We start from the raw sequence: 19,904 nt of genomic DNA on the forward strand, positions 1-19,904 counted from the left end.
GACTTCCTCTTGTCGAACAGCAGTGTACGAGTTACCGTCAACTCGTACATGTCTGTTCAACTTAAGGACGAGATCATGAGTCAACCCGACCCTCGGCGGTGGCGGTTGCTGGGGTTGCTCGCCGTCGCGCAGTTCATGCTGATCCTCGATGTGACCGTCGTCGCGATCGCGCTGCCGAACATCGAGACCGACCTGCACCTGCAGCGCGAGACGCTGACCTGGGTGGTCAGTGCGTACACGCTGATGTTCGGCGGCCTGATGCTGCTCGGTGGTCGTGCCGCCGATCTGTTCGGCGCCCGCCGCGTCGTACTGACCGGCCTCGCCGTCTTCACGCTGGCCTCACTGGTCACCGGCCTGGCGAACGGCCCGGAGGTCCTGCTGGGCGGCCGGGTCGCGCAGGGAATCGGCGCCGCGATGCTGTCACCGGCAGCGTTGTCCGTGGTGACGAAAACGTTTTCCGGAACGGAACGCAACAAGGCGCTTGGCATCTGGTCCGCGATGGGCGGCGGCGGTTCCGCGATCGGCGTACTGCTCGGCGGTCTCTTGACGGCGGGCCCCGGCTGGCAGTGGGTGTTCTACATCAACCTGCCGATCGGCCTGGTCGTGTTCACGCTGCTGCTCCGGATGCTCCCCGCCGGCAAGCCGGGCAAGCCGGGCGAGCAGCAGGGCCGCCTGGACGTACCGGGCGCACTGCTGGTGACCGCCGGCACCGGTACGGCGATCTACGCGCTGATCAACGCCGGCGACCGCGGCTGGTTGTCCGTCGCGACCCTGGGCACGCTGGCCGGGGCTCTTGTTCTGTACGGCGTCTTCGGCTGGGTGCAGCGCAGCGTCCGGTCGCCGCTGATGGACGTCCGGATCCTCGCCCGCCGATCCGTTGCCGCCGGCACCTTGATGATCCTGGTCGCGACCGCGCTGATGATCTCGATGTTCTTCCTCGGCTCGTTCTACCTCCAGCACTTCAAGCAGTACGGCGCTCTGCGTACCGGGCTGTTGTTCCTGCCGGTGGCGGTCGCCGCGATCGTGGGTGCACATCTGGCCGGTCAGCTCGTCGGCAAGGTCGGTGCGCGGCCGATCGCGATCGCCGGGTTCCTGCTCACCGCGATCGGCGTCGCGGCTCCGGCGTTGTGGGAAGGTGCGGCGGTGGTCGTCAGCGGGATGGCGGTCGGGACGATCGGGCTCGGCGCCTCGTTCGTGGCGTCGTCGACCACGACGTTCGCGCAGGTCGACCATCATGAGGCAGGGTTGGCGTCGGGCATCCTGAGTACGTTCCACGAGTTCGGTGCGTCGCTCGGTGTCGCAGTGGTGTCGAGTGTTGCGGCGGCGAGTCTCGCCGGGACCGTGACGACCGGGTTCACGCGTGGGTTCACGTTCGCGGCGGTCACGGCTGCGGTGGCTGCTGCGCTGACGCTGATCGTCGTACCGTCGTTCAAGCCTTCAGGAGAGCCGGTTCATGTCCATTGAGATTCGCCGCGCGGAGAGCGCGGATGCCGAAACGGTGCTGACGATGCTGGGGGAGTTGGCCGACTACCAGGACCAGCGCCAGTACGTGACAGCTGAGGTCGCCGACTGGGAGGAGTTCCTGGACCGCGGGGACGTGATCGTGCTGGTCGCGTCCGTGGACGGCGCGGTCGCGGGGTACGTGTCCGCGCTTCGGCGCGCGTACCTGTGGGTCGGCGGCGACCAGCTGGCTCTCGACGATCTCTATGTCCGCAAGCCGTTCCGCGACGCCGGCGTCGGGCGAGAGCTGATGCTGGCACTGGCCCGGATCGCGCTGCCGGAACGTCTCCCGATCGGCTGGGGTCTGCGCCTGGAGAACGCGGCCGGCTACCGCTTCTACGAACGCCTCGGCGCGAAGCTCGTCACGAAGACCGCGGCCAGCTGGTACGCGGACGCGTACGAGCGCCAGCTCTGAAACGGAAATCCGAACCCTAAAACGTTTTCCGAAACGGCATGGTCGTCCGTCGCGGCGCTTCCTACCGTGGGCCACGTGCGCAGAACCGTGCCGCCGCAGGCGTACTTCGTCGTCAGCGCCGTCTTCCACTACCTGGGGCCGGCGCTGGCGGTGTTGCTGTTCGCCCGCATCGCGCCGCTCGGCGTCGCCTGGGTGCGGATCGCCGCCGCCGGCCTGATCTTCGCGCTCTGGCGGCGCCCTTGGCGGGCCTGGCGGATCCTGGACCCGGGCACCCGCCGCCTGGTGGTCGCGTGGGGCGCCGTACTCGCGGTGATGAACTGCTGCTTCTACCTGGCGATCGACCGGATCCCGCTCGGCACGGTCGCGGCCGCCGAGTTCGCGCCGGTCGTCGTGCTGGCAGCAATCGCTGTCCGAAGCCTGCGGAATCTACTGGCGGTACTGCTGGCGGTGGTCGGGGTGTACCTGCTGACCGATATCCGCCTGTCGCACGACTGGGTCGGGCTGGTGTTCACCGCCCTCAACGCGATCCTGTTCGCGGCGTACGTCGTCCTCGGCCACCGGGTGTCGCGGGCCGCGGGGCTCCGCCGGATCGACGGCCTTGCGCTCGCGATGGCGACTGCGACGGTGCTCGCGCTGCCGATCGGCGCGTGGGCCGCGGTCCCGGCCTTCACCGATCTCCGGCTGCTCGGCGCGGCCATCGGTGTCGGGGTGTGTTCGTCGGTGATTCCGTACGTCGCGGATCAGCTCGCGATGGCGCGGCTGAAACGCTCGACGTTCGCGGTGATGCTGGCGTTGCTGCCCGCCACGGCGACGGTGATCGGTGCCGTCGTACTGCGGCAGTTCCCGCAGGCGGCGGAACTGCTGGCAGTCGCGATCATCGTCGTCGCGGTCGGGCTGCACCGCGAAGCTACCTAGCCTTCGCTGCAGGCCTTGCCGGTCGTCGTACAGCGAGATCCGGGCCGCCGGTCGTCAGGCGGGCCGCACGTTGTGGTTGCCGGCGAAAACGTTTTCGGAATCGTACTGGCGTTTGATTTCCGCGAGCCGCCGGTACGTCGCGGCCGGGTAGACGTCGGTGACGTCGTCGTCGGACAGGAAGTTCGCGTACGCGCCGTCGACGTGCGGGCTCAGGGTTTCCCACAGCTGTTCGCGGGCCGGCCGGGTCGCCTCGATCACCGGCGGCGGACCGACCGTGGTCGCGATGAACATCAGCTCCGCCTGCCGGTGCGCGTACGCCGTCGCGTCGCCGGCGACCTGCGCGACCGCGCCGCCGAGGCTGCGGACCGCGATGATCGGCGCACCCTGCGACGTTCCGGCTGCGGCGAGGATCCGCAGTACCTCGGGTACCGAATCCTTGTCGACAAAGGCACTTCGGGTCACCAGCTGGATCCCCGGCGGCGGTACGGCGCCGTCCACCAGCACCTCGGCGTACGGCGTCAGCGCGACGTCGTCGGTGAGCAGTGTGCCGAGGTCGCGGATCGGGTCGATCGCCTCCGTGGCGAGCTCCGGGTCGTCACCGTCGTACGCGACCTGGATCTCCAGCGGCGCCTCGGGACCACCGAGGAACGGATTCGCGAACGCGGCGATCGAGGTCAGCTCGGCCGGCGCCGTCCGCAGGTACTCCGCCCAGCGCGGCAGCACCTCGGCGATCTCGTGCGCCGGAAACGTCAGTTTCCCGAAGTGGATGTCGGTCGTCGGATGCGCCGCGAACTCGAACGCGGTCACGATCCCGAAGTTCCCGCCGCCACCGCGGACCGCCCAGAACAGCTCGGCGTTCTCGTCCGCCGACGCCCGCACGACCTCGCCCGCAGCGGTCACCAGCTCCACCGCGACCAGGCTGTCCAGCGCGAGACCGTACTTGCGGACCTTCCACCCGATCCCGCCGCTGAGCGTCAGCCCGCCGACGCCGACGCTCTTCGTGTCACCCGACGAGATCGCCAGGTTGTGCGGCGCCAGTGCGGCCGCGACCTGCCCCCAGGTGGCGCCGCCGCCGATCCGCACCACGTGCTTGTCCTTGTCGACGACGTCGATCCCGGCCAGGCCGGACAGGTCGATGACCACCCCACCGTCGTTCGTCCCGAACCCCGGGAACGCGTGCCCGCCGCCCCGCACGGCGAGCGGCAGCCCGCTGTCCACGGCGTACCGGACGGCCTTCTGTACGTCGTCGACGCTCACCGGCCGGAGTACGTACGCCGGGCTGCCGGCGACCAGCACGGTCCGGCTCGCCGCGGTGTACTCCGGGTCCTGCGGCCCGACGATCTGCCCACCAAATCCTTCGACCACTGCAGTCATGACGTTCCTTCGCGTTTGCCCTCATCGAACAAACACCTGACGTCCGCCGGCTGAGCGATGTGACGTGAACAACCCCACATCACACAACGCGGTGCTATTTCGTCTGAGCGTCGGACTTCTGGGCGAACGCGCACCGCCAGCCGGCCTGGGTCGGAACCCAGACCTGGCTGATCCACTCGTCCGCGGAGTACGGCGTACCGGCCCAGGTACCTGTGCTCGTCTTGCGTGCCGTGACGACGACCGCGTCACCGGCGCGCGCCACGCTCTCGCCGCCGACGACCTGCATGCTGTGGTGGGCGAGGCGCCCGTCCGCGATCCAGCTGACGATCTCAGCCTTGGTCACAGGTCCGGTCGAACTGACGTACACCCAGTCGTCCGTCATGAATGCGCCGACCTGCTGGGCGTCGTTGCCGACGACGATCCGATCCCACTCGGCCGCAACCGCGCGCACCTGCTCCTCGATCGTCATCCACCTATCGTGACAGGCCGCGCACGTGAACCATCCCATGCGTCACCAGTGACCGTGGACACTGACGTGATGTTCTTCCGGTTCGCGGTCGTGTGAGGCGATCGACGCTGACGTGTGGGTACAACTGGCCGTTCGTGAGTACGCCGGACGGGCCGGCCGTGGTCGATACCGGGCTGGGGTGAGCTTCCTCGGGTACGGCGAGTACGTCGAGCCGCTGGTCGGGCAACTCGATGCCGGGATGTCCGCAGCCGGCCTTCACGCGCGGAGTTGGCCGCCGTCGTTGTTCACGCACCTGGAACGCGCCGCCGACGACCAACTCCTCGTCCACCACTTGCCGTTGCCCGGTCTTGGCCACGTCCAACGCCAGGGGGCGACCGTCACCTGGCACCCCGTCCCCGTCTGACCGGCCCTGCGGCAATGCTGGTTCAGGTAAGCCTCGATCCGTGGACCGCAGTACTGTGCCGCTGCCTTCAGTGGCACGGCTTCGCCTGCAGTGAACCCCTGAGATAGCGGCGGTTCGGGCGGTGTCGGCAGGTCGTCATTCCGGCGGCGGGAAAGACCGGGACGGGTGTTGTGTGGTGACTGACGACAAGGCCCGGGGTCTCTGAACAAGCAATGGCCTGTTCACAGACACCGCGGGGTGTTCAACATCCCGAGACAGGGCGGTGCGCCGAACGATAGGCGCGCATCACCCCGTGGGCGGTCGAATTTAGGGCAGCACCCACCTCTGGTTCAGTCCGTTGTTACACGTGTAGACGATCAGCTTCGTACCGTTCGCTGACGATGCGCCGGTGGCATCCAGGCACATCCCGGACGCGGCGTTCATCAACGCACCGCTGACTTGCGGGATCCACCGTTGGCCGGTCGACCCGTCGCAGGTCCACAGCACGGCGGGCGTGCGCAGCGTCGTACCGCCGGCCGACAGGCACTTGCCCATCGTGCGGATCGTCCCGTCGTCGGTCGACGGGGTCCACTGCTGGTTCACGGCGCCCTTACATGTGTAGAGCGTCGTCGGCGTACCGTCCGCCGTCAGCGCCTGGTACACGTCGATGCACTGCCCCGCGATCCCGACCGCCGGCCCGGTGTCCTGGAACACCCCGAACTCCCAGAGCGAGTAGTAGCTCCCGGCAACGGCCCGCTTCGTCGCCACGATCCGCACGTACCGCGCGGAGATCGGCGGGAACGTCACGTTCTCCGTCCCGCCGGCTCCGCTGACCGTTGACGAAACCGTTTTCCATGAACGCCCGCTGCCCGACACCTGGATCTGGTACGCCTTCGCGTACGCCGTCGACAGCCAGTTCAGCAGCACCCGGTCGACCACCTGCGCCGAGCCGAGATCGACCTGGTACCACTGCGGATCGGCCCGCGCGCTCGACCACGCCGTACCCATCGAGCCGTCGACGGCCTTCGACGCCTCGCGTCCCGCGAGATAGGTGCTCGAGGCAAGGGCCGGTCGCCGGAGCGCCAGGTTCCGCTTCGCGCCGTACATCGCCGTGTACGTCGCGACGCGCTCCGGAGCCACCAGGTTGTGGTCGCGAGCCCCGCCGTCCGTCCACGCCCCGAACCGGTACACCTGGTTCGCCAGCCGCTGCAGCGGATCCGCCGACACCGACACGCTCGACCCGACGATCGTCGTCCCGGTCAACGGACTCTTCCCGCTCGTGTTCCCGAACGCGACCGGCATCCCGGGCGGCCAGGAGTTGAACGTCAGACCGACCGTCTTCGGATCCAGCCGCACGCTCTTCGTGTCGGTCAGACCTCCGTCGTCGGTCGCCGTCAGCTTCAGTTCGAGGTACGACGGATACTCGTGATCCGGCGCCACGAACGAACCACTCGCGCCGGTCATCGACGTGATCGTGTGCGTATGGCAGTCGCTCGGGCAGTGATGCATGATCAACGTCCAGGTCAGTGCCGACCCCGGCAGCGTGCCCTGCTCGGGATCCGTCGCGGACCCGGAGAAGTTGATGGTGTCACCAACCTTCCAGGTGGTCGCCGGACCGGGCGACGTGATCAGCGCGGTCGGTGCCGTGTTCGCCACGTTGATCTGCGTGGACGTGGTGGTCGACGTCTTCCCGTCCGACACCCGCAACCGCACGGTCACCGTCCCCGCGGTCGTGTACGTGTGCTGCACGGTCGCCGCCGTCGAGTCGTCGTACAGCCCGTCGCCGTTCAGGTCCCACGCGTAGGTGAGCGGATCGCCGTCGGCGTCGTTCGACGCGGTCCCGTCGAAGGTCACGGTCAGCGGTGTCGGCCCGCTCGCCGGATCGGCGTGGATGATCGCCGTCGGCGGGTTGTTCGTCCCGTTGTACACGTACCGCAGGATCCGGCCGTTGTCGTAGTCCACCGTGAACAGGTCGCCGCCCGGCCCGGTCTGCAGCCGCGTCGCGCCGTACCCCGACGCGAACAGCTGGATGTTCGCGGGATCCGGGAGACCGTTGCTGCCGGCCATCATCGCCCACGTGCACTTGCGGCTGTAGTCGGTGAAGAACAGCGCGCCGTTGTACTGCACGGGGTAGTTTCCGCCTTTGTAGAAGGACATTCCGGAGATCGACGAGCTGCCGGAGGAGCAGGTTCCGGCGATCTTGTCGCTGTGGTTGTAGGCGTAGTACGGCGGAGTCACGGCGGATGGGCCGGCGGCGTACAGGTTCTGGCAGATGTTGAGGTTTGCCTTGGCGAACGCGGGTTGCGGCGCGGCTCCTTCGTAGCACGGCCAACCGAAGTTCGTGACGCCCGCCTTAGGGTCGGCGATGCGGTCGATCTCCTCCCAGGTCGAGGCCCCGACGTCGCCGATCCACAGTTCGTTCGTCCCGGGCCGGAAGGTGAACCGCATCGGATTCCGCAGACCTTCGGCCACGATCCGGCGCGCGTTCAGGTCGGTGCTGCTGGTCAGCGGGTTGCCCGGCGCGGCCTGCCCGGTGTCCGGGTCGATGCGGATGATCGAGCCGTCCAGCGTCACCGGATCGCCCGGAGTCCGCAGGTCCTGCGCCCGCAGCGAGCCACCTTCGGCGGTCGGCGCCGAGAGCTTGGTACCGACCGCGGCCGGGCCGTCGCCGCACGGGTTGTCCGGCGAGAGGTCGGTCGGCGGACTCGTCGTCTGCCCGTAGTCGATGTAGTTGAAGCTCCCGCTTTCGCCGCCCCCGGCGTACAGCATCCCGTCCGGTCCGAACTCGATCGAGCCGATCGAATGACTCGGGAACACCTGGCACCAGTCCTCGACGAGTACCTGCTCCGCGCCGTTTCCGTTGATCACCGAGAGCCGGGCACTGGCCAGGCAGCCGCGAGCCGTCGGCCCGGGCGGCGTCGGGCACGGGTCCGCGTCGGTGTTCGGCGTACCCCACTTCGGCGTCGGGCCGCCGATCAGCCCGTCGTGCGTGTACAGCACGTAGATGCGCGGATCCGTGGGGAAGTTGGGATGCAGCGCGATCCCGAGCAGCCCGCGGTCCCAGTAGTTGTAGACCTCGGTGCGCAGGTCGGCGTACACCTTCGGGTTCGGGTCGTCGAGCGAGCTGAAGACCTTGATCAGCCCGCTCTTCTCGGCCACGAACACCCGGCCGTCCGGCGAGAACGCGACGTTCGTCGGGCTCGTCAGGCCGCTGAACACGACCTGCTCACTGAAACCGGACGGCGTGACCGCGGCGCGTGCCGGCGCGATCACGGCAAGCGGCAGCAGCAGTACGAGACACACAGTGGACAGCGCACAGCGCAGCCACCAGGCAGATTTCCTCACGAAGCCCCCAGGCCCGAAATCCGGCGCCTGCCCTCACAGCCCCCTGCAGGCACTCGAATTGGGCGTCAGGATGACTTGCTGTCTCGGCCCGGCGCAAGGCCCGGCAGGCATTCGTTTCAAACACTCCACCGGTCGGTCACTGCGCCGGTCGGACCGGGCACACTGGGGTGATGAAACGCAGCATCCGGGAGTTGCCGACCGGTCCGGGCGTCTACCGTTTCCGCGACGACGCCGGGAAGGTGCTGTACATCGGCCGGGCCCGTAATCTGCGGCGGCGCGTGCGGTCGTACTGGGTGAACCTCGGCGACCGTCCGCACCTTTCCCGGATGGTACGGCGGATCGCCCGGGTGGAAGGGGTCTGGTGCGACTCGGAGCATGAGGCGGCCTGGCTCGAGCGGAATCTGCTGGAGCATTCGAAGCCGCGCTGGAACCGGACCGAGGGCGGCGCCGAGGTGGTCGGGTACATCCGGCTCGGTGACGGTGCCCGGCCGGGGTTGCGGTTCGAGCACACGGTCAGCGGTACGGCGGCGCACTTCGGGCCGTACCTCGGTGGGTTGCGGATCCGGCAGGCGATCTCCGGGCTGCATCGCGTGCTGCCGTTGCAGTACACGGTGGAGGGGGGCGGGTCGGCCGAGGAGTTCGGACGGCTGTTCGGGATCGGGCCGGGGGATCGGGAGGCGTTGGTCCGTACGGCGATCGCCGTACTGGAGCGGGATGCGGCCGCTGTGGAGGCGTTGCGCTGCGAGTTGGTACGGCGGCGGGACCGGGCGGCGGGGGAGTTGCGGTACGAGTTCGCCGCGAAGGTGCAGGGGGAGATCGAGGCGCTCGACTGGATCGTTGCCGAGCAGAAGGTGGCGTGGCTGGAGCCGCGGGATGCGGACGTGTACGGCTGGGCCGATGGGGTGCTGGTGCGGTTCGAGCTGCGGGCCGGGCGGATGTGTACGTGGACACAGCGGGCGTGCGGTGCGGCGGCTGCGCGGGTCCGGGTGGCGTCGACGCCGGAGTTGTGGCGGACCTTCGCGCAGCGCAACGCGGAGCTGGCGGCTCGCCTGCGCTGACTTCCTGGTTACCTAGCATGTGCGTATGACACAGCCCCCGGTGCCGCCCAACGAGCCGCCGTACCAGCCAGGCCCACCACCTGGCCCACCACCAGGGCAACCGCAGTACCAGCCGGGGCAGCCGCCGTACCCGCCGGGGCAGCCGCCGAACCAGTCCTTCCAGCCCGGGCCGATGTTTGAGCCGGGGCCGGGCTATCAAGGGCCGCCGAGGCGGTCGCGGGGGCCGTTGCTGATCGTCGGCGGTCTGGTGCTGTTGCTGGTCCTGCTCCTCGGCGTCGGTGCGCTCCTGTTCGTGACGCGCAGCAGCGACGGCAAGCCGGCCGCGAAGGAGTCCCCGGCCGTCAACACCAAGCCGTCCGACCCGAAGGCCGTCGAGTTCCGCCGCGTACTCGCCAAGAAGCCCGGCACCTGCCCGAGCCCGGCACCCGACGGTACGGCGTGTGACGACAAGGGCATCGTCTACACGGTCGGCAAGGTCGAGCTCGACGGCAGCCACGTGTCCGAGGTGAAGACCGGCTACAACACCGGCGGCAGCACGTACTGGTACGTGAGCCTCGACCTCGACCCCGAGGGCACGAAGCTCTTCGGCCAGCTGACGGCAAGCCTCGCCAAACAGGTCCCGCCCGCGAACCAGCTCGCGGTCCTCGTCCACGGCCAGGTCGTCACCGCACCGACGGTCCAGTCCGCGATCTCCGGCAGCAAGATCCAGATCTCCGGCAACTACACCCGCGAGACCGCCGAGGCTCTCGCCAAGAAGATCACTGGCTAGTGTCCCGCAAGCGGGACACCAGGCCGGTTGGTGACCTCGAAGGCGACGATCGCGGCGGCGACCGCGACGTTCAGCGACTCGACGCCGGCGTGCAGCGGGATCTGCAGGTCGGAATCGGTGGAAACCGTGATTCCGTTCGTTTCCCCGCCGAGCACGTAGACCGCGCGCGGCGCGAGACCGGTCCGGAACAGCGAGTCCTGCGAGCGGGCCGACAACCCGTACACGTGGTACCCGGCCGTCCGGAGCAGGTCGACCGCGGCCTTGGCGGTCGACGTGTTCACGATCGGCGCCTGGAACGCGACACCGGCCGAGGCCTTGATGACCAGCGGCCCGACGTGCGGCGTACCGGCCCGGGGCAGGATCACGCCGTCGAACCCGGCGCCGGTCGCGGTCCGCAGGATCATCCCGACGTTCCCCGGGTTGGTCACGCCGTCGAGCAGGAAAACGTTGGTCGGCCGTTTTCCGCGGTCCCGGACGAACTCCTCCAGCGGCGTCATCCGCGGCGCGTTCACGTCCGCGACCACGCCCTGGTCGTGCTTGCCGTTCCCGGCCAGCCACTTCACCCGGCTGGCCGTCGCGCGCTCGACCGGCGTCCCGTCCTGCTCCGCGGCCCGGAGGATCTCCTCCATCGAGTGGCCGGTCGCGTTGTCCGCGAGCACGACCTTCGCCACCGACAGCTTCGGATCGTGCAGCGCCTCCAGCACCGGCTTCCGGCCGTAGACGGTGATCCACTTGTCGCGCGGCGATTTCTTGTCCACCCGCTTAGCCTAGTGCTAGGCGTTCAGCGGGTTCGTTGCCTTCCCGTCCAGCCAGAGCAGGTTGCTCGGGTCGGAGTGCGCGCCGTCGGTGCCGACGTGCTTGTCGCTGATCTGCGCGCCGTTCTTGATCACGTGTACCAGCGCCATCCCGTGCCCGCGGCCGAGTTCGTAGTCCGCCTTGAGCCAGTCCAGGATCGTCCCGGTCTTGACGTCCACGGCGCCGTACCCACGGCTGGTGGCCTCGTCGACCAGCTCCCGCGGGGTCTTGCCGGTCTTCTCCTCGATCTTGTCCAAGTACGCCTGGAACGACATCGTTTTCCTCCTGTGTGGTCGTCGTACATCCCTGCGTCGAGCGACCCCGCCGGAAATCGACACCATCGATCAGGAACTTTCCGCCCCGCTGCAACGAGAACCCGGCGACGTACCCCGACGATCGCGGTATGCGTTGCGAGCAGGCGGTGGACGGGGACGCCGCCGAGCTGGACCAGGTTCCAGCAATCGCGTCCACGCCTCGATCCCGGCCGACGACCGGCGCCACGTCGAGGATCAGCGTCGCCGCGCCGCAGCAGCACCTCGCGGTACGGGTGGTGACCGGCCGGACGCCTCCTACCCGCTGGTGGTGATCATCCCGACCACGGTTCGGATGATCACGTTCCTGGTCACGGCTGGACTACAGTTCGCCCATGCAGATCCGGAGTCGGTGGTCGGCGATCGTCGGCTACTCCCTGGTCGGCGCCGCGACCCAGCTGGTCTGGCTGAACTTCGCCGGCGTCACGACCGTCGCTGCCGCACGGTACGGCGTGTCCGAGAGCGCGATCGGCTGGCTCGCCCAGGTGTTCCCGCTGCTGTACGTCGTACTGGCGATCCCGTGCGGCCTGGTCCTGGACCGCTGGTTCCGCGCCGGGCTGGTCGCCGGCGCCGTACTGACTGCCGTGGGCGCCGTCGTCCGGTTGATCGGCGACGACTTCGGCTGGCTGCTCGCGGGCCAGATCCTGGCCTCGATCGCGCAACCGCTCGTCCTGAACGCGGTCACCGGCATCACCGGCCGCTACCTCCGCGAGAAGGACCGCCCGACCGGCATCGCAATCGGCACCGCCAGCATCTTCGCCGGCATGGTGATCGCGTTCCTGCTCTCCGCGATCTTCACGACCGCGGCCTCACTTCCCGCCATGCTGATCGCCGCCGCGGCGTTCTGTGTGCTCGCCGCAGTCGTGCTAGTGGTCGCGCTCTACACCAGCCCCACCCACAGCGCCGCCGCCCGCGAGGCCAACGACGCCCGCGCCGGCGAGAACCTCCCACCCGATGTCGGCGTCCCGCCTAGGTCCGGCGTTGAGCACGAGCCCGGTGTTCCTTCTGGGGTCGGCGTGCCGCTCGCGGTCGGCGCCGCCGCGGCCGGTCGCCGCGATCGAGGCGCATTGGCAGCAGCCTGGGGCGACCCGCTCATCCGCCGCCTGTGCGTCCTCGCGATCTTCCCGTTCGGCGTCTTCGTTGCCATGAGCACCTTCGCCCAAGCCCTCCTCGAACCCGCCGGAGTCAGCGGCGCCACCGCCAGCACGATCCTCCTGCTACAGGTCGTAGCCGGCGTCATCGGCAGCGCAACCATCCCCATCCTCGTCGTCCGCCGGCACTCCGAATCACTACTCCTGGTAGTAAGCCTCGCCACCACCGCCGCAGCATGCACCCTCCTCGCCATCGCCCCCAGCGCCGCCACCGGTTTCCTCTCCATCACCGTGATCGGCCTGCTCCTCCTCCCCGCCCTCCCAATCGTCCTGGAACTAGTAGAACGCCGCACCGGCGAAGCCGAAGGCACCGCAGCCGGCCTCATCTGGATGGCCGGCAACCTGGGCGGGCTGGTAGTAGCCGTAGCAGTAGGCCTCCTGGTCCACCACCCCACCGCGGCCTTCCTGCTGATGGCCGCCATAGCCCTACTGGCAGTCCCCGGCGCCCGAGCCCTCCACCGCCCGATAACCGAACTCCGCCCCTAGCTCCCCATCCTCTACTATGTATCCGCACACCCGCCGGTGTGGCGCAACTGGCAGCGCACCGCTCTTGTAAAGCGGGGGTTAGGGGTTCAAGTCCCCTCACCGGCTCCGTTACCTGGAAAGATAAGTAGCCGCTTATCCCTCAGCAGGTGGTTACTCCAGGTTTACTCGAGGTTTTGCGCCGGACATCGCGGCGGTTGTCAGCGGGTCGCGCCTTCGATCACGACCGCTCGATCATGCCCACACGCCGGCGGGCGACCACCCGAATTGGGGTCTCAGCTGCGTGTTCGGCTCGCCCGGCGATAACAGCCGGATGACGGTCGGTAACGGATCGCGTCCGAGGACCGATACCCCCAAGGGGAGGGAAAGCAGATCCGCGGCACCCCCAGACGTCGAGTAGGTCTACCGGGGGAGAGTGCGAAGCGATGCAGGTTCGGCGAGTGCGTATCAGGAACTTTCGTGGCGTCCAATCGGCCGATATCCGGCTCGACGGGCACACTCTCCTGGTAGGCGGCAACAGTGTCGGAAAGTCGACGATCTGCGATGCGCTGGATCTCGCCCTCGGGCCTGAGCGAATGTTCCGGCGCCCGGTGGTCGATGAATACGACTTCCACTCGGCCGCGTACCTCCCCAGTGATGAAGGTGCTCGACCCGAGATCCACATCGAGGTCGTGCTGGTCGACCTCTCGGACACTGCAACGCTACGGTTCGGCGCGCACCTCCGGAAGTGGGATGTCGAGAGCAACGACTTTGCGGATGTCGAGGCCGATGCCATTGATGAGGCTGACACTCGTCCGTGGTGTTTGCCTATCGTGTTCTTCGGCCGCTTCAACCCCGCAGAGGACGACTTCGAGGGCGGCACCTTCTTCGCTCACCCGGTGCCCATCTCAGACGACCTGACCGCCGAGATCGCCGACCTCGGTGGCGGCAGGCGGTCGTTCACTCGCGAAGACAAGCGCTACTCCGGATATCTGTATCTGCGCCCGAACAGAACCGGCTCCCGTGCCCTCAGCCTGCAACGGGGATCCCTGCTCGACACGATCATCCGCTTGGAATCGGACACCGAGGTCACTCTCTGGGAGAAGCTCCGCTCGGATCTCGCCGACGTCGCACTGGTTGCGAAGGATTCGAAGCTCGAGAAGATCCTTGGCCAGGTGAAGTCGCGCGTGAGTCAGTTCGTGTCGCTTGGCGGCGCCTCGGATGACGTGCAGCTCCATGCTTCAGAACTCACGCGGGAGAACATCCGCGAGGTCCTCCGGGTGTTCATCTCTAACAAGCCTGGTGCGTTCGCAGTTCCGTTCGGCCGCCTCAGCACCGGATCACTCAACCTTGTCGTCTTCGCTCTGTTGACCTACATCGCTGAGCTGAGAGGCGATACCTCAGTCATCTTCGCGATGGAGGAGCCCGAGATCGCCATCCCGCCGCATGCCCAGCGGCGTCTGGTCGACTTCGTCACCACTCACATGGGACAAGCGATCGTCACCTCGCACTCGCCGTACGTCATCGAGCGATTCGAGCCCGAGAACATCGTGGTTCTGAGACGCGATGACGATGGCCTACTGGGCAGCGGGCCAATCACCCTGCCCGTGGACTTCAAGCTGAAGCGCTATCGCGAGAATCGGCGCCAGTTCGCTGAGGCGATTCTTGCCCGAGCCGTCCTCGTCGTTGAAGGTGCCACCGAAGCGTCGCTAATCCCAGTTGCAGCGGACGTCATGGAAGCAGACCCGGCCTTGAAATACACCCATATCGACTTGGCCGGTGTTTCGGTGTTCGATGCGGGGAACGACGTCTCGGTTCCGCTGTACGCGCCGCTGTTCAGGAGCCTGGGCAAACCCGTCTACGGGATGCATGACACGCCGAGCCAGCCCCTGAAGGCCGACATCGCCGCGAAGGGACAGGACTTCACGGAGTACAAGGTGATTCCGTACTCCGGAGTTGAGGATCTGCTGATCACCGAGATGCCGGCGTCGACCAAGCGACGCTTTCTTGAGAAAGCGCCTGAGCGCCCCGACTACCCGAGCGATTGTGGCTCACTTGCGCCGAGCGCTTCTGATCAGGACGTGGACGCGTTGCTGCGAGATGTGCTGCGTCATCGCAAAGGCGCCTACTACGGCTACGCCGCGGCTCTTGTCGCGGAGGCGGAGGGCGCCACGGAGCTGCCTGCATCGATAGTCAGCCTGCTCGGCCTTATCGACCAACAACTGACAGCAGAGCCGGCAAGTCCCGCCGTGGACCACGCGTCGGATCCCGGGGAGGGCTCTTGAGTGGCCGAGATCGAGTTGAACGAGAAGCGCCAAGCGATTCTGCAGTCTCGAGGCCACGTCCTCATCGAGGGTGGGCCTGGATGCGGTAAGACGACGATTGCTCTGCTCAAGGCCCGAGGCGTCATCCCGCAGCTCCGCCTCGAGCAGCACGTTCTCTTCCTCAGCTTCTCGCGGGCCGCCGTCCGGCAGGTAACTGATCGCTTGCCAGGCGTCCTGACTCGTGCTGATCGGCGTGTGATCGAGGTGAGGACTTTCCATGCCTTCTTCCTCGAAGTTGTACGCAGCCAGGGCCAGCTCCTGACCGGTGCGCCGGTCAGGTTCATCACGCCTGAGCGAGAGGCGCAGCGACGAGCAGATCACGACGGTGACTGGCAGGTGGAGATCGATCGGTTGGCTCGACAGGAGTCCGTCTTCGTCTTCGAGACCCTCGCTCCGATCGCCGCAGAGCTTCTTGAGCGATCCGCTGATGTGCGCGCCCTCTACAGTGCCAGGTACCCGCTTGTGATCGTCGATGAGTTCCAGGACACCAACCGAGATCAATGGCGCGTGATCAAGGCCTTGTCAGAACGGAGCACGATCGTCTGCCTGGCCGATCCTGACCAACGCATCTTCGACCACCTGCCCGGCGTCGACGAGCACCGAATCCAGGATGTGCGCACTGCACTGGAACCCGTCTCGTTCGACCTGTCCGAGGACAATCATCGAAGCCCGGGGAGCGGTCTGCTCGACTATGCCAATGCGGTACTGCGGAACCGGCCGTCCGCACGGCCCGACAACGTCATCGTGAAGTGGTATCGGTACGACAATGCTGAAGCGTTGGCTCATTGGGCTGTGGTGGCGGTGCAACGCAAACTTGTTCAGGAAACAGGCGTTCCTCCCACGATCGCCGTCCTGACACGCACGAACCTGCTCGCAGCCCGTGTGTCCGAGGTCCTTGCACAGGATCGGACGGCGCCGGACGGAGGCCGTCTCGCTGCGATCGACCACGTGCTCCAGGTGGATCCCGAGTTGACGGCGGCGGCCGCTCTCGTGGTTGCGAGCGTTCTTGAGTGGCGACTGCTCGAACGGAACCAGGCCGTGGCCTACACCTTGCGGCACCTCGCCGGCTACTACCGGACCAAGTTGGGCCGCGGAACCAGCGGTGCTCGGAAGACGATCACCACCGTCCAGCGCGCGATCGAGGCGATCGACGCAGGCCGCGATCCTGTGTCGAAGACAGCAAAGGTGTTGCTCGAGCGGTTCGATAGGCCGGCCGAGCTCACCGGACGACCTGTTCGTGACTGGCAGGTCGCGCGAGCCAGACTGGCAGGGTCCGCAGAGCTGGATGAGATCAACAAGCGAGTGCGGCTGTTACGGGTGCTTCGTGCTACCGACTCCCTTGCCTCCGCACTGCAAGATGCTTGGGACGGAAGTGCTGGTTACCAGCGAGCAGCCGACGTGGTCCGCATTGCTCTCGCGGAGGACGCTGTCACTGTGGCGCGGCAGGAACCAGCGTTGGTGAGCGTCATGAATATGCACAAATCCAAGGGAAAGGAGTTTGACGCCGTCATCATCGTCGAGGGGCGCCATCAAGGTCAGCTCCTCAGCGACGACCTGAGTGGCCAGGAAGTGGAGCGTCGACTGCTCCGCGTGGCCATCACGCGTGCCCGTCAACTCGTCGTGTTTGTGCGCCCCGTTGGCGCCCAGCCCTTGACCCCGCAGACCTGATCAACCCGCACTAGGGCTGTGGACCTTGTACGTCGATCCGATCCTGGTCGTGGACATGGCGGAGAGCCTCTTCGAGGTGCTTCGCCGCTCCCGGGTTCCGGCGACGGCGGCCGAAGTAGTCGTCTACGGTGGTCGAGGTCTGTGCATGTCCGAGTTGGTCGGCGACTTGGCGTGGGGTCTGCCCGGCATCTTCCAGGATCGTTGCCGTGGTCTTCCTGAACACGTGTGCGGTTACCCAGGCCAGCTCATCCGCCAGTGACTGCAGGCCTGCCAGTTCGGTCAGTTCCAGGAGGGCGCTGCGGTCCTGTCTGCTGATTCCGTAGGTGTCGGCAAGGATCGCGGCCTCGTTGGCTGTCACTTTCACTCGGGCGGTTTCGATCAGACTGATCCGGGTCTTTCGCCAGCCGAGCTTCTCGATCGTCTGGGTTTGCGTGAGGCCGGCTTTGCGTCGGTGATCGCGCAGGAGCCTGCCTAGTTCGCGGCGACGTCGGCTGCCGATCGGCCGGCGGGCGTTCCGGATCGCCTTCTGTACGTTGTGCGGATCGCGGAAGCCGCCGTTCGTGTCCGGGAAGATTGGCGCGTCCAGCGATGTTCCGGGTAGCCATCTGCTGGTAAGCATCTCGATGGCCCAATGCGGAAGTCCGAGGATGCGATCGCCTGCCGCAGATTTCACGCGGCGCCGTACAAGTCCTTTGCCCTTGACCCGTTGGATCTGATGACTGCAGTCGATCTCTCCGGTCTGCCGGTTGAAATCCCGCCAGGTCACAGCGAGTGTCTCACCTATCCGCTCACCGGTGGCCAGCATGAACTTACTGATGTCGATCAGGTCGGCGCGGACCGCTCTCTCGTCCTGTCGCAGCAGCTCGAACCAGTACTCGCGCTCCCCATCTTCCAGTGCCCGTGGAGGCTGCTTCTTCGAGGTTGCGCGGATGGTGATTTCCCGGATCGGGTTCGTCGTGAGTGCCCCGTGCGTCACCGCCAGGGAGCAGGTCTTGCTGAGGATAGTTCGGCATGTCTTGGCGGTTGCGGCGCCGACCTCGTCGCGGATCTGTCTGATGACATCGTTTGCGCGAGGCGTGGTCAGCTCGTGCAGCCGGAGCTCTGCGACCCGCGGAGCGAGGTTCTTGTCGTACTGATACCGGTACGTCTGATAGGTGTTCGGGGCGAGGACGTCCTGCTCGATCAGATCGCTGACCTCAGCCAAGAAGAGTTCAACTGCAGTGGAGATCCGGTCACTCGACTGAAGCCCGTTGGCCTGGCCAAGGTGCTGCCGTGTCTTTAGCGCGGCGCGCAACTTGTTCTCCGCGTCGGTCTTCGAATTTCCCCACTTCGTCACCGGACGCGTGCGGCCATCCAGGTCCCGGTACCAGGCTCGTGCCTCGTACTTCCGTGGTCTTCCAGCCTTGTCACGACTGACAACGCGAGACGACACGGACCCCCACGTTCCAAGCGGCAGCGCTTCCCGTCCCATCCGACCTCCTCGACCGACACGCCCAGTTGGGCGAAACCCAGACATCTGCTCAACGTTTGAGGCCCGACTGTTCGCGCGGTTTGCCGCAGACGGAGGGCGGTTCCGTCGGATCGCAGGAGCTGACGCGGTGAAGCAGATCAGTGACTATTGAGCCGCGGCGTGGGCTGGCTCCGGCGAAGTAGCGGACTGCTCAGGCCGGTGACGTGGTGAAACCGAACGATCTGGTGATCGCGGTGTGCCACATCGCGTATGAGCATCTGCCGGCCGGGTCGCGGCCGCGGATGCATTGGTCGGTGCCGGATCCGACACGGACGCGGCTTTCGAGGCGGCGTAGGAGGAGATCGCCGGCCGGATCGATCGGCTGGCGCCACTGGTTTCACCGAAGGGGGCAGGGTCTGCAGCCACCTGTCTGATTGGTAGCGACGACGAGTGTTGCGATGCCGAGGACGACGACCGCGGTAGCGATGCTGAGTCGTCCCTGCGGCGCGCGGCTGAGCGGAGCACGGCGCCGATGACGGCGAACAACGGTCCGGGGCCGACCACGAAGCCGGCCATCACGGCGGCTCCGCCGATCGGTGAGCCTGAGGTGATCGTGGCCACTTCCGCAGGAGGCGCGGCCGCCGGGAGGCCCGACTCTGTCAACCGCTCGCATGATTGCGTCTTCCTTTGGCTGCATTGGTGTCACACGTCTGGCAGCTGAGGCTACGATCAGTGCTGAAGTCGTCATGCTCGGTAGTTCCCGAAGTAGAGCTGCGATGCCGTGCCCCCGCCGCGGCATGACGTGCGCGGATTGGAGCGCGGATAGGTGCGTGACTTCCGTCCAGGCGACGGCCGATCGGATGATCCGGCTCCTCGGGAGGCGGATGGAGACACGTCTGGCGCAGATGCGGACCGAGTGTCCAGCGAGCGGCATCGGGCGGCTGTGGAGGCTACGGAGCGTGCCGTCGCCCAGGCGGTTCTGCGGGCGCGGTTGCGGGAGCGGGACGATCGGTTCGCTGCGGCTGTCGAGCGGGGGCTGGACCGGGATGAGTTCGAGGCGCGGGAGGCTGCCGCGGCTGAGGACGGGCGATGTGCGCATGAGTTGGAGATCACTCGGTACGAGGTGAGACGCGGTCCTCCGGAGTACGACGGCACCATGAAGGTGAGTGATGCTCAGAAGGAGGCGTTCTGGGCGGAGCGCAACGCCAGGCAGGAGAAGGCGTTGGAGCGGTTTCGGTCGGAGCCAGTGGAGGGCCCTGACAACAGCCCGATAGATCCTGATCGGCACCGCGATTATGTGGCGGGTTGCTGGCGTGCTGGGGATCCGCCATTCCCTCCGGGGGATCTCGGCCGCCGAGATGAGTTGATCTACACGCGCCGTGAGTCGACCGAGCGGAATCGACCGGCCGACACGGATCGTGCCGAGCCAACGACCAGGCCGGAGTTGGCCGGAGAGACCGTTCAGGTGAAGGAGGAGCTCTCGGACCGATTTCCTGGCGGTGTTCGGTACGACGAC

The 19,904-nt window shown here is 67.1% G+C and carries 16 protein-coding genes and 1 tRNA gene; 11 read left to right on the plus strand and 6 right to left on the minus strand.

What is annotated here, in order from left to right; translation table 11 throughout:
- Positions 1 to 75 precede the first annotated feature (75 nt).
- From JOF29_RS29360 to JOF29_RS29370, 3 genes are all read left to right on the plus strand, one after another.
- Positions 76 to 1,464, plus strand: coding sequence for an MFS transporter (locus JOF29_RS29360; protein ID WP_209697644.1), 1,389 nt, complete (start codon positions 76 to 78; stop codon positions 1,462 to 1,464).
- Entirely contained in the window at positions 1,454 to 1,915 is a 462-nt protein-coding gene (locus tag JOF29_RS29365; protein ID WP_209697645.1) for a GNAT family N-acetyltransferase, read from the plus strand. The genes JOF29_RS29360 and JOF29_RS29365 overlap by 11 nt, the downstream gene beginning before the upstream one ends.
- Before the next feature lie 75 nt (positions 1,916 to 1,990).
- On the plus strand, positions 1,991 to 2,830 hold the full coding sequence (locus JOF29_RS29370) for an EamA family transporter (RefSeq protein WP_209697646.1): 840 nt from the start codon (positions 1,991 to 1,993) through the stop codon (positions 2,828 to 2,830).
- A 54-nt stretch (positions 2,831 to 2,884) separates the two neighbouring features.
- Here JOF29_RS29370 and JOF29_RS29375 read toward each other — a convergent pair whose 3' ends face one another.
- Positions 2,885 to 4,204 (minus strand): FAD-binding oxidoreductase, encoded by a 1,320-nt coding sequence (locus JOF29_RS29375; RefSeq protein ID WP_209697647.1) that lies wholly within the window; start codon positions 4,202 to 4,204, stop codon positions 2,885 to 2,887.
- Positions 4,205 to 4,298: 94 nt separating this feature from the next.
- A complete protein-coding gene (locus tag JOF29_RS29380) occupies positions 4,299 to 4,673 on the minus strand; it encodes a nuclear transport factor 2 family protein (RefSeq protein WP_209697648.1) in 375 nt (124 codons plus the stop codon).
- A gap of 178 nt (positions 4,674 to 4,851) precedes the next feature.
- On the opposite strand from JOF29_RS29380, the gene JOF29_RS29385 reads away from it, so the two are divergent.
- A complete protein-coding gene (locus JOF29_RS29385) occupies positions 4,852 to 5,076 on the plus strand; it encodes a hypothetical protein (RefSeq protein ID WP_209697649.1) in 225 nt (74 codons plus the stop codon).
- A 306-nt stretch (positions 5,077 to 5,382) separates the two neighbouring features.
- Here JOF29_RS29385 and JOF29_RS29390 read toward each other — a convergent pair whose 3' ends face one another.
- Positions 5,383 to 8,400, minus strand: coding sequence for a PQQ-dependent sugar dehydrogenase (locus JOF29_RS29390; protein ID WP_209697650.1), 3,018 nt, complete (start codon positions 8,398 to 8,400; stop codon positions 5,383 to 5,385).
- Between the two features lie 170 nt (positions 8,401 to 8,570).
- Between JOF29_RS29390 and JOF29_RS29395 the strand changes: the two genes are divergently transcribed.
- Positions 8,571 to 9,458: a GIY-YIG nuclease family protein gene (locus JOF29_RS29395; RefSeq protein WP_209697651.1), complete on the plus strand. Its 888-nt coding sequence runs from the start codon at positions 8,571 to 8,573 to the stop codon at positions 9,456 to 9,458.
- A 25-nt stretch (positions 9,459 to 9,483) separates the two neighbouring features.
- Complete coding sequence (locus JOF29_RS29400; RefSeq protein ID WP_209697652.1) at positions 9,484 to 10,227, plus strand: SecDF P1 head subdomain-containing protein; 744 nt, start codon at positions 9,484 to 9,486, stop codon at positions 10,225 to 10,227.
- Here the strand turns inward: JOF29_RS29400 and JOF29_RS29405 are convergent.
- Positions 10,224 to 10,985, minus strand: a complete 762-nt coding sequence (locus JOF29_RS29405; RefSeq protein WP_209697653.1) for a TrmH family RNA methyltransferase — start codon at positions 10,983 to 10,985, stop codon at positions 10,224 to 10,226. The genes JOF29_RS29400 and JOF29_RS29405 overlap by 4 nt on opposite strands.
- A gap of 15 nt (positions 10,986 to 11,000) precedes the next feature.
- Positions 11,001 to 11,297 (minus strand): DUF4287 domain-containing protein, encoded by a 297-nt coding sequence (locus JOF29_RS29410; RefSeq protein ID WP_209697654.1) that lies wholly within the window; start codon positions 11,295 to 11,297, stop codon positions 11,001 to 11,003.
- Positions 11,298 to 11,425: 128 nt separating this feature from the next.
- Here JOF29_RS29410 and JOF29_RS29415 point away from each other — a divergent pair, with 128 nt between their 5' ends.
- The 5 genes from JOF29_RS29415 to JOF29_RS29435 all read left to right on the plus strand — a co-directional run bounded on the left by JOF29_RS29415 (position 11,426) and on the right by JOF29_RS29435 (position 16,938).
- The gene (locus tag JOF29_RS29415) at positions 11,426 to 11,608 is read left to right on the plus strand and encodes a hypothetical protein (protein WP_209697655.1); all 183 of its coding nucleotides are present in this window, start codon (positions 11,426 to 11,428) and stop codon (positions 11,606 to 11,608) included.
- A 60-nt stretch (positions 11,609 to 11,668) separates the two neighbouring features.
- Positions 11,669 to 12,970 (plus strand): MFS transporter, encoded by a 1,302-nt coding sequence (locus JOF29_RS29420; protein ID WP_209697656.1) that lies wholly within the window; start codon positions 11,669 to 11,671, stop codon positions 12,968 to 12,970.
- Between the two features lie 32 nt (positions 12,971 to 13,002).
- A tRNA-Thr gene (locus JOF29_RS29425) sits at positions 13,003 to 13,075 on the plus strand.
- A gap of 317 nt (positions 13,076 to 13,392) precedes the next feature.
- Positions 13,393 to 15,231: an ATP-dependent nuclease gene (locus JOF29_RS29430; RefSeq protein WP_245359577.1), complete on the plus strand. Its 1,839-nt coding sequence runs from the start codon at positions 13,393 to 13,395 to the stop codon at positions 15,229 to 15,231.
- The gene (locus JOF29_RS29435; RefSeq protein ID WP_209697658.1) at positions 15,232 to 16,938 is read left to right on the plus strand and encodes a UvrD-helicase domain-containing protein; all 1,707 of its coding nucleotides are present in this window, start codon (positions 15,232 to 15,234) and stop codon (positions 16,936 to 16,938) included. It abuts the gene before it with no gap.
- A 10-nt stretch (positions 16,939 to 16,948) separates the two neighbouring features.
- Here JOF29_RS29435 and JOF29_RS45595 read toward each other — a convergent pair whose 3' ends face one another.
- Positions 16,949 to 18,274: a helix-turn-helix domain-containing protein gene (locus tag JOF29_RS45595; protein ID WP_209697659.1), complete on the minus strand. Its 1,326-nt coding sequence runs from the start codon at positions 18,272 to 18,274 to the stop codon at positions 16,949 to 16,951.
- Between the last annotated feature and the right edge of the window lie 1,630 nt (positions 18,275 to 19,904).

Origin of the sequence: Kribbella aluminosa (assembly GCF_017876295.1) — a bacterium.
In the GTDB taxonomy this organism is placed as follows: domain Bacteria; phylum Actinomycetota; class Actinomycetes; order Propionibacteriales; family Kribbellaceae; genus Kribbella; species Kribbella aluminosa.

What these genes read in the sequence shown, in the direction of transcription:
- JOF29_RS29410 (WP_209697654.1), bottom strand. Translation starts at nt 11,297, where the DNA reads ATGTCGTTCCAGGCGTACTTGGACAAGATCGAGGAGAAGACCGGCAAG.
- JOF29_RS29380 (WP_209697648.1), bottom strand. Translation starts at nt 4,673, where the DNA reads ATGACGATCGAGGAGCAGGTGCGCGCGGTTGCGGCCGAGTGGGATCGG.
- JOF29_RS29395 (WP_209697651.1), top strand. Translation starts at nt 8,571, where the DNA reads ATGAAACGCAGCATCCGGGAGTTGCCGACCGGTCCGGGCGTCTACCGT.
- JOF29_RS29415 (WP_209697655.1), top strand. Translation starts at nt 11,426, where the DNA reads ATGCGTTGCGAGCAGGCGGTGGACGGGGACGCCGCCGAGCTGGACCAG.
- JOF29_RS29365 (WP_209697645.1), top strand. Translation starts at nt 1,454, where the DNA reads ATGTCCATTGAGATTCGCCGCGCGGAGAGCGCGGATGCCGAAACGGTG.
- JOF29_RS29420 (WP_209697656.1), top strand. Translation starts at nt 11,669, where the DNA reads ATGCAGATCCGGAGTCGGTGGTCGGCGATCGTCGGCTACTCCCTGGTC.
- JOF29_RS29360 (WP_209697644.1), top strand. Translation starts at nt 76, where the DNA reads ATGAGTCAACCCGACCCTCGGCGGTGGCGGTTGCTGGGGTTGCTCGCC.
- JOF29_RS29400 (WP_209697652.1), top strand. Translation starts at nt 9,484, where the DNA reads ATGACACAGCCCCCGGTGCCGCCCAACGAGCCGCCGTACCAGCCAGGC.
- JOF29_RS29430 (WP_245359577.1), top strand. Translation starts at nt 13,393, where the DNA reads ATGCAGGTTCGGCGAGTGCGTATCAGGAACTTTCGTGGCGTCCAATCG.
- JOF29_RS29375 (WP_209697647.1), bottom strand. Translation starts at nt 4,204, where the DNA reads ATGACTGCAGTGGTCGAAGGATTTGGTGGGCAGATCGTCGGGCCGCAG.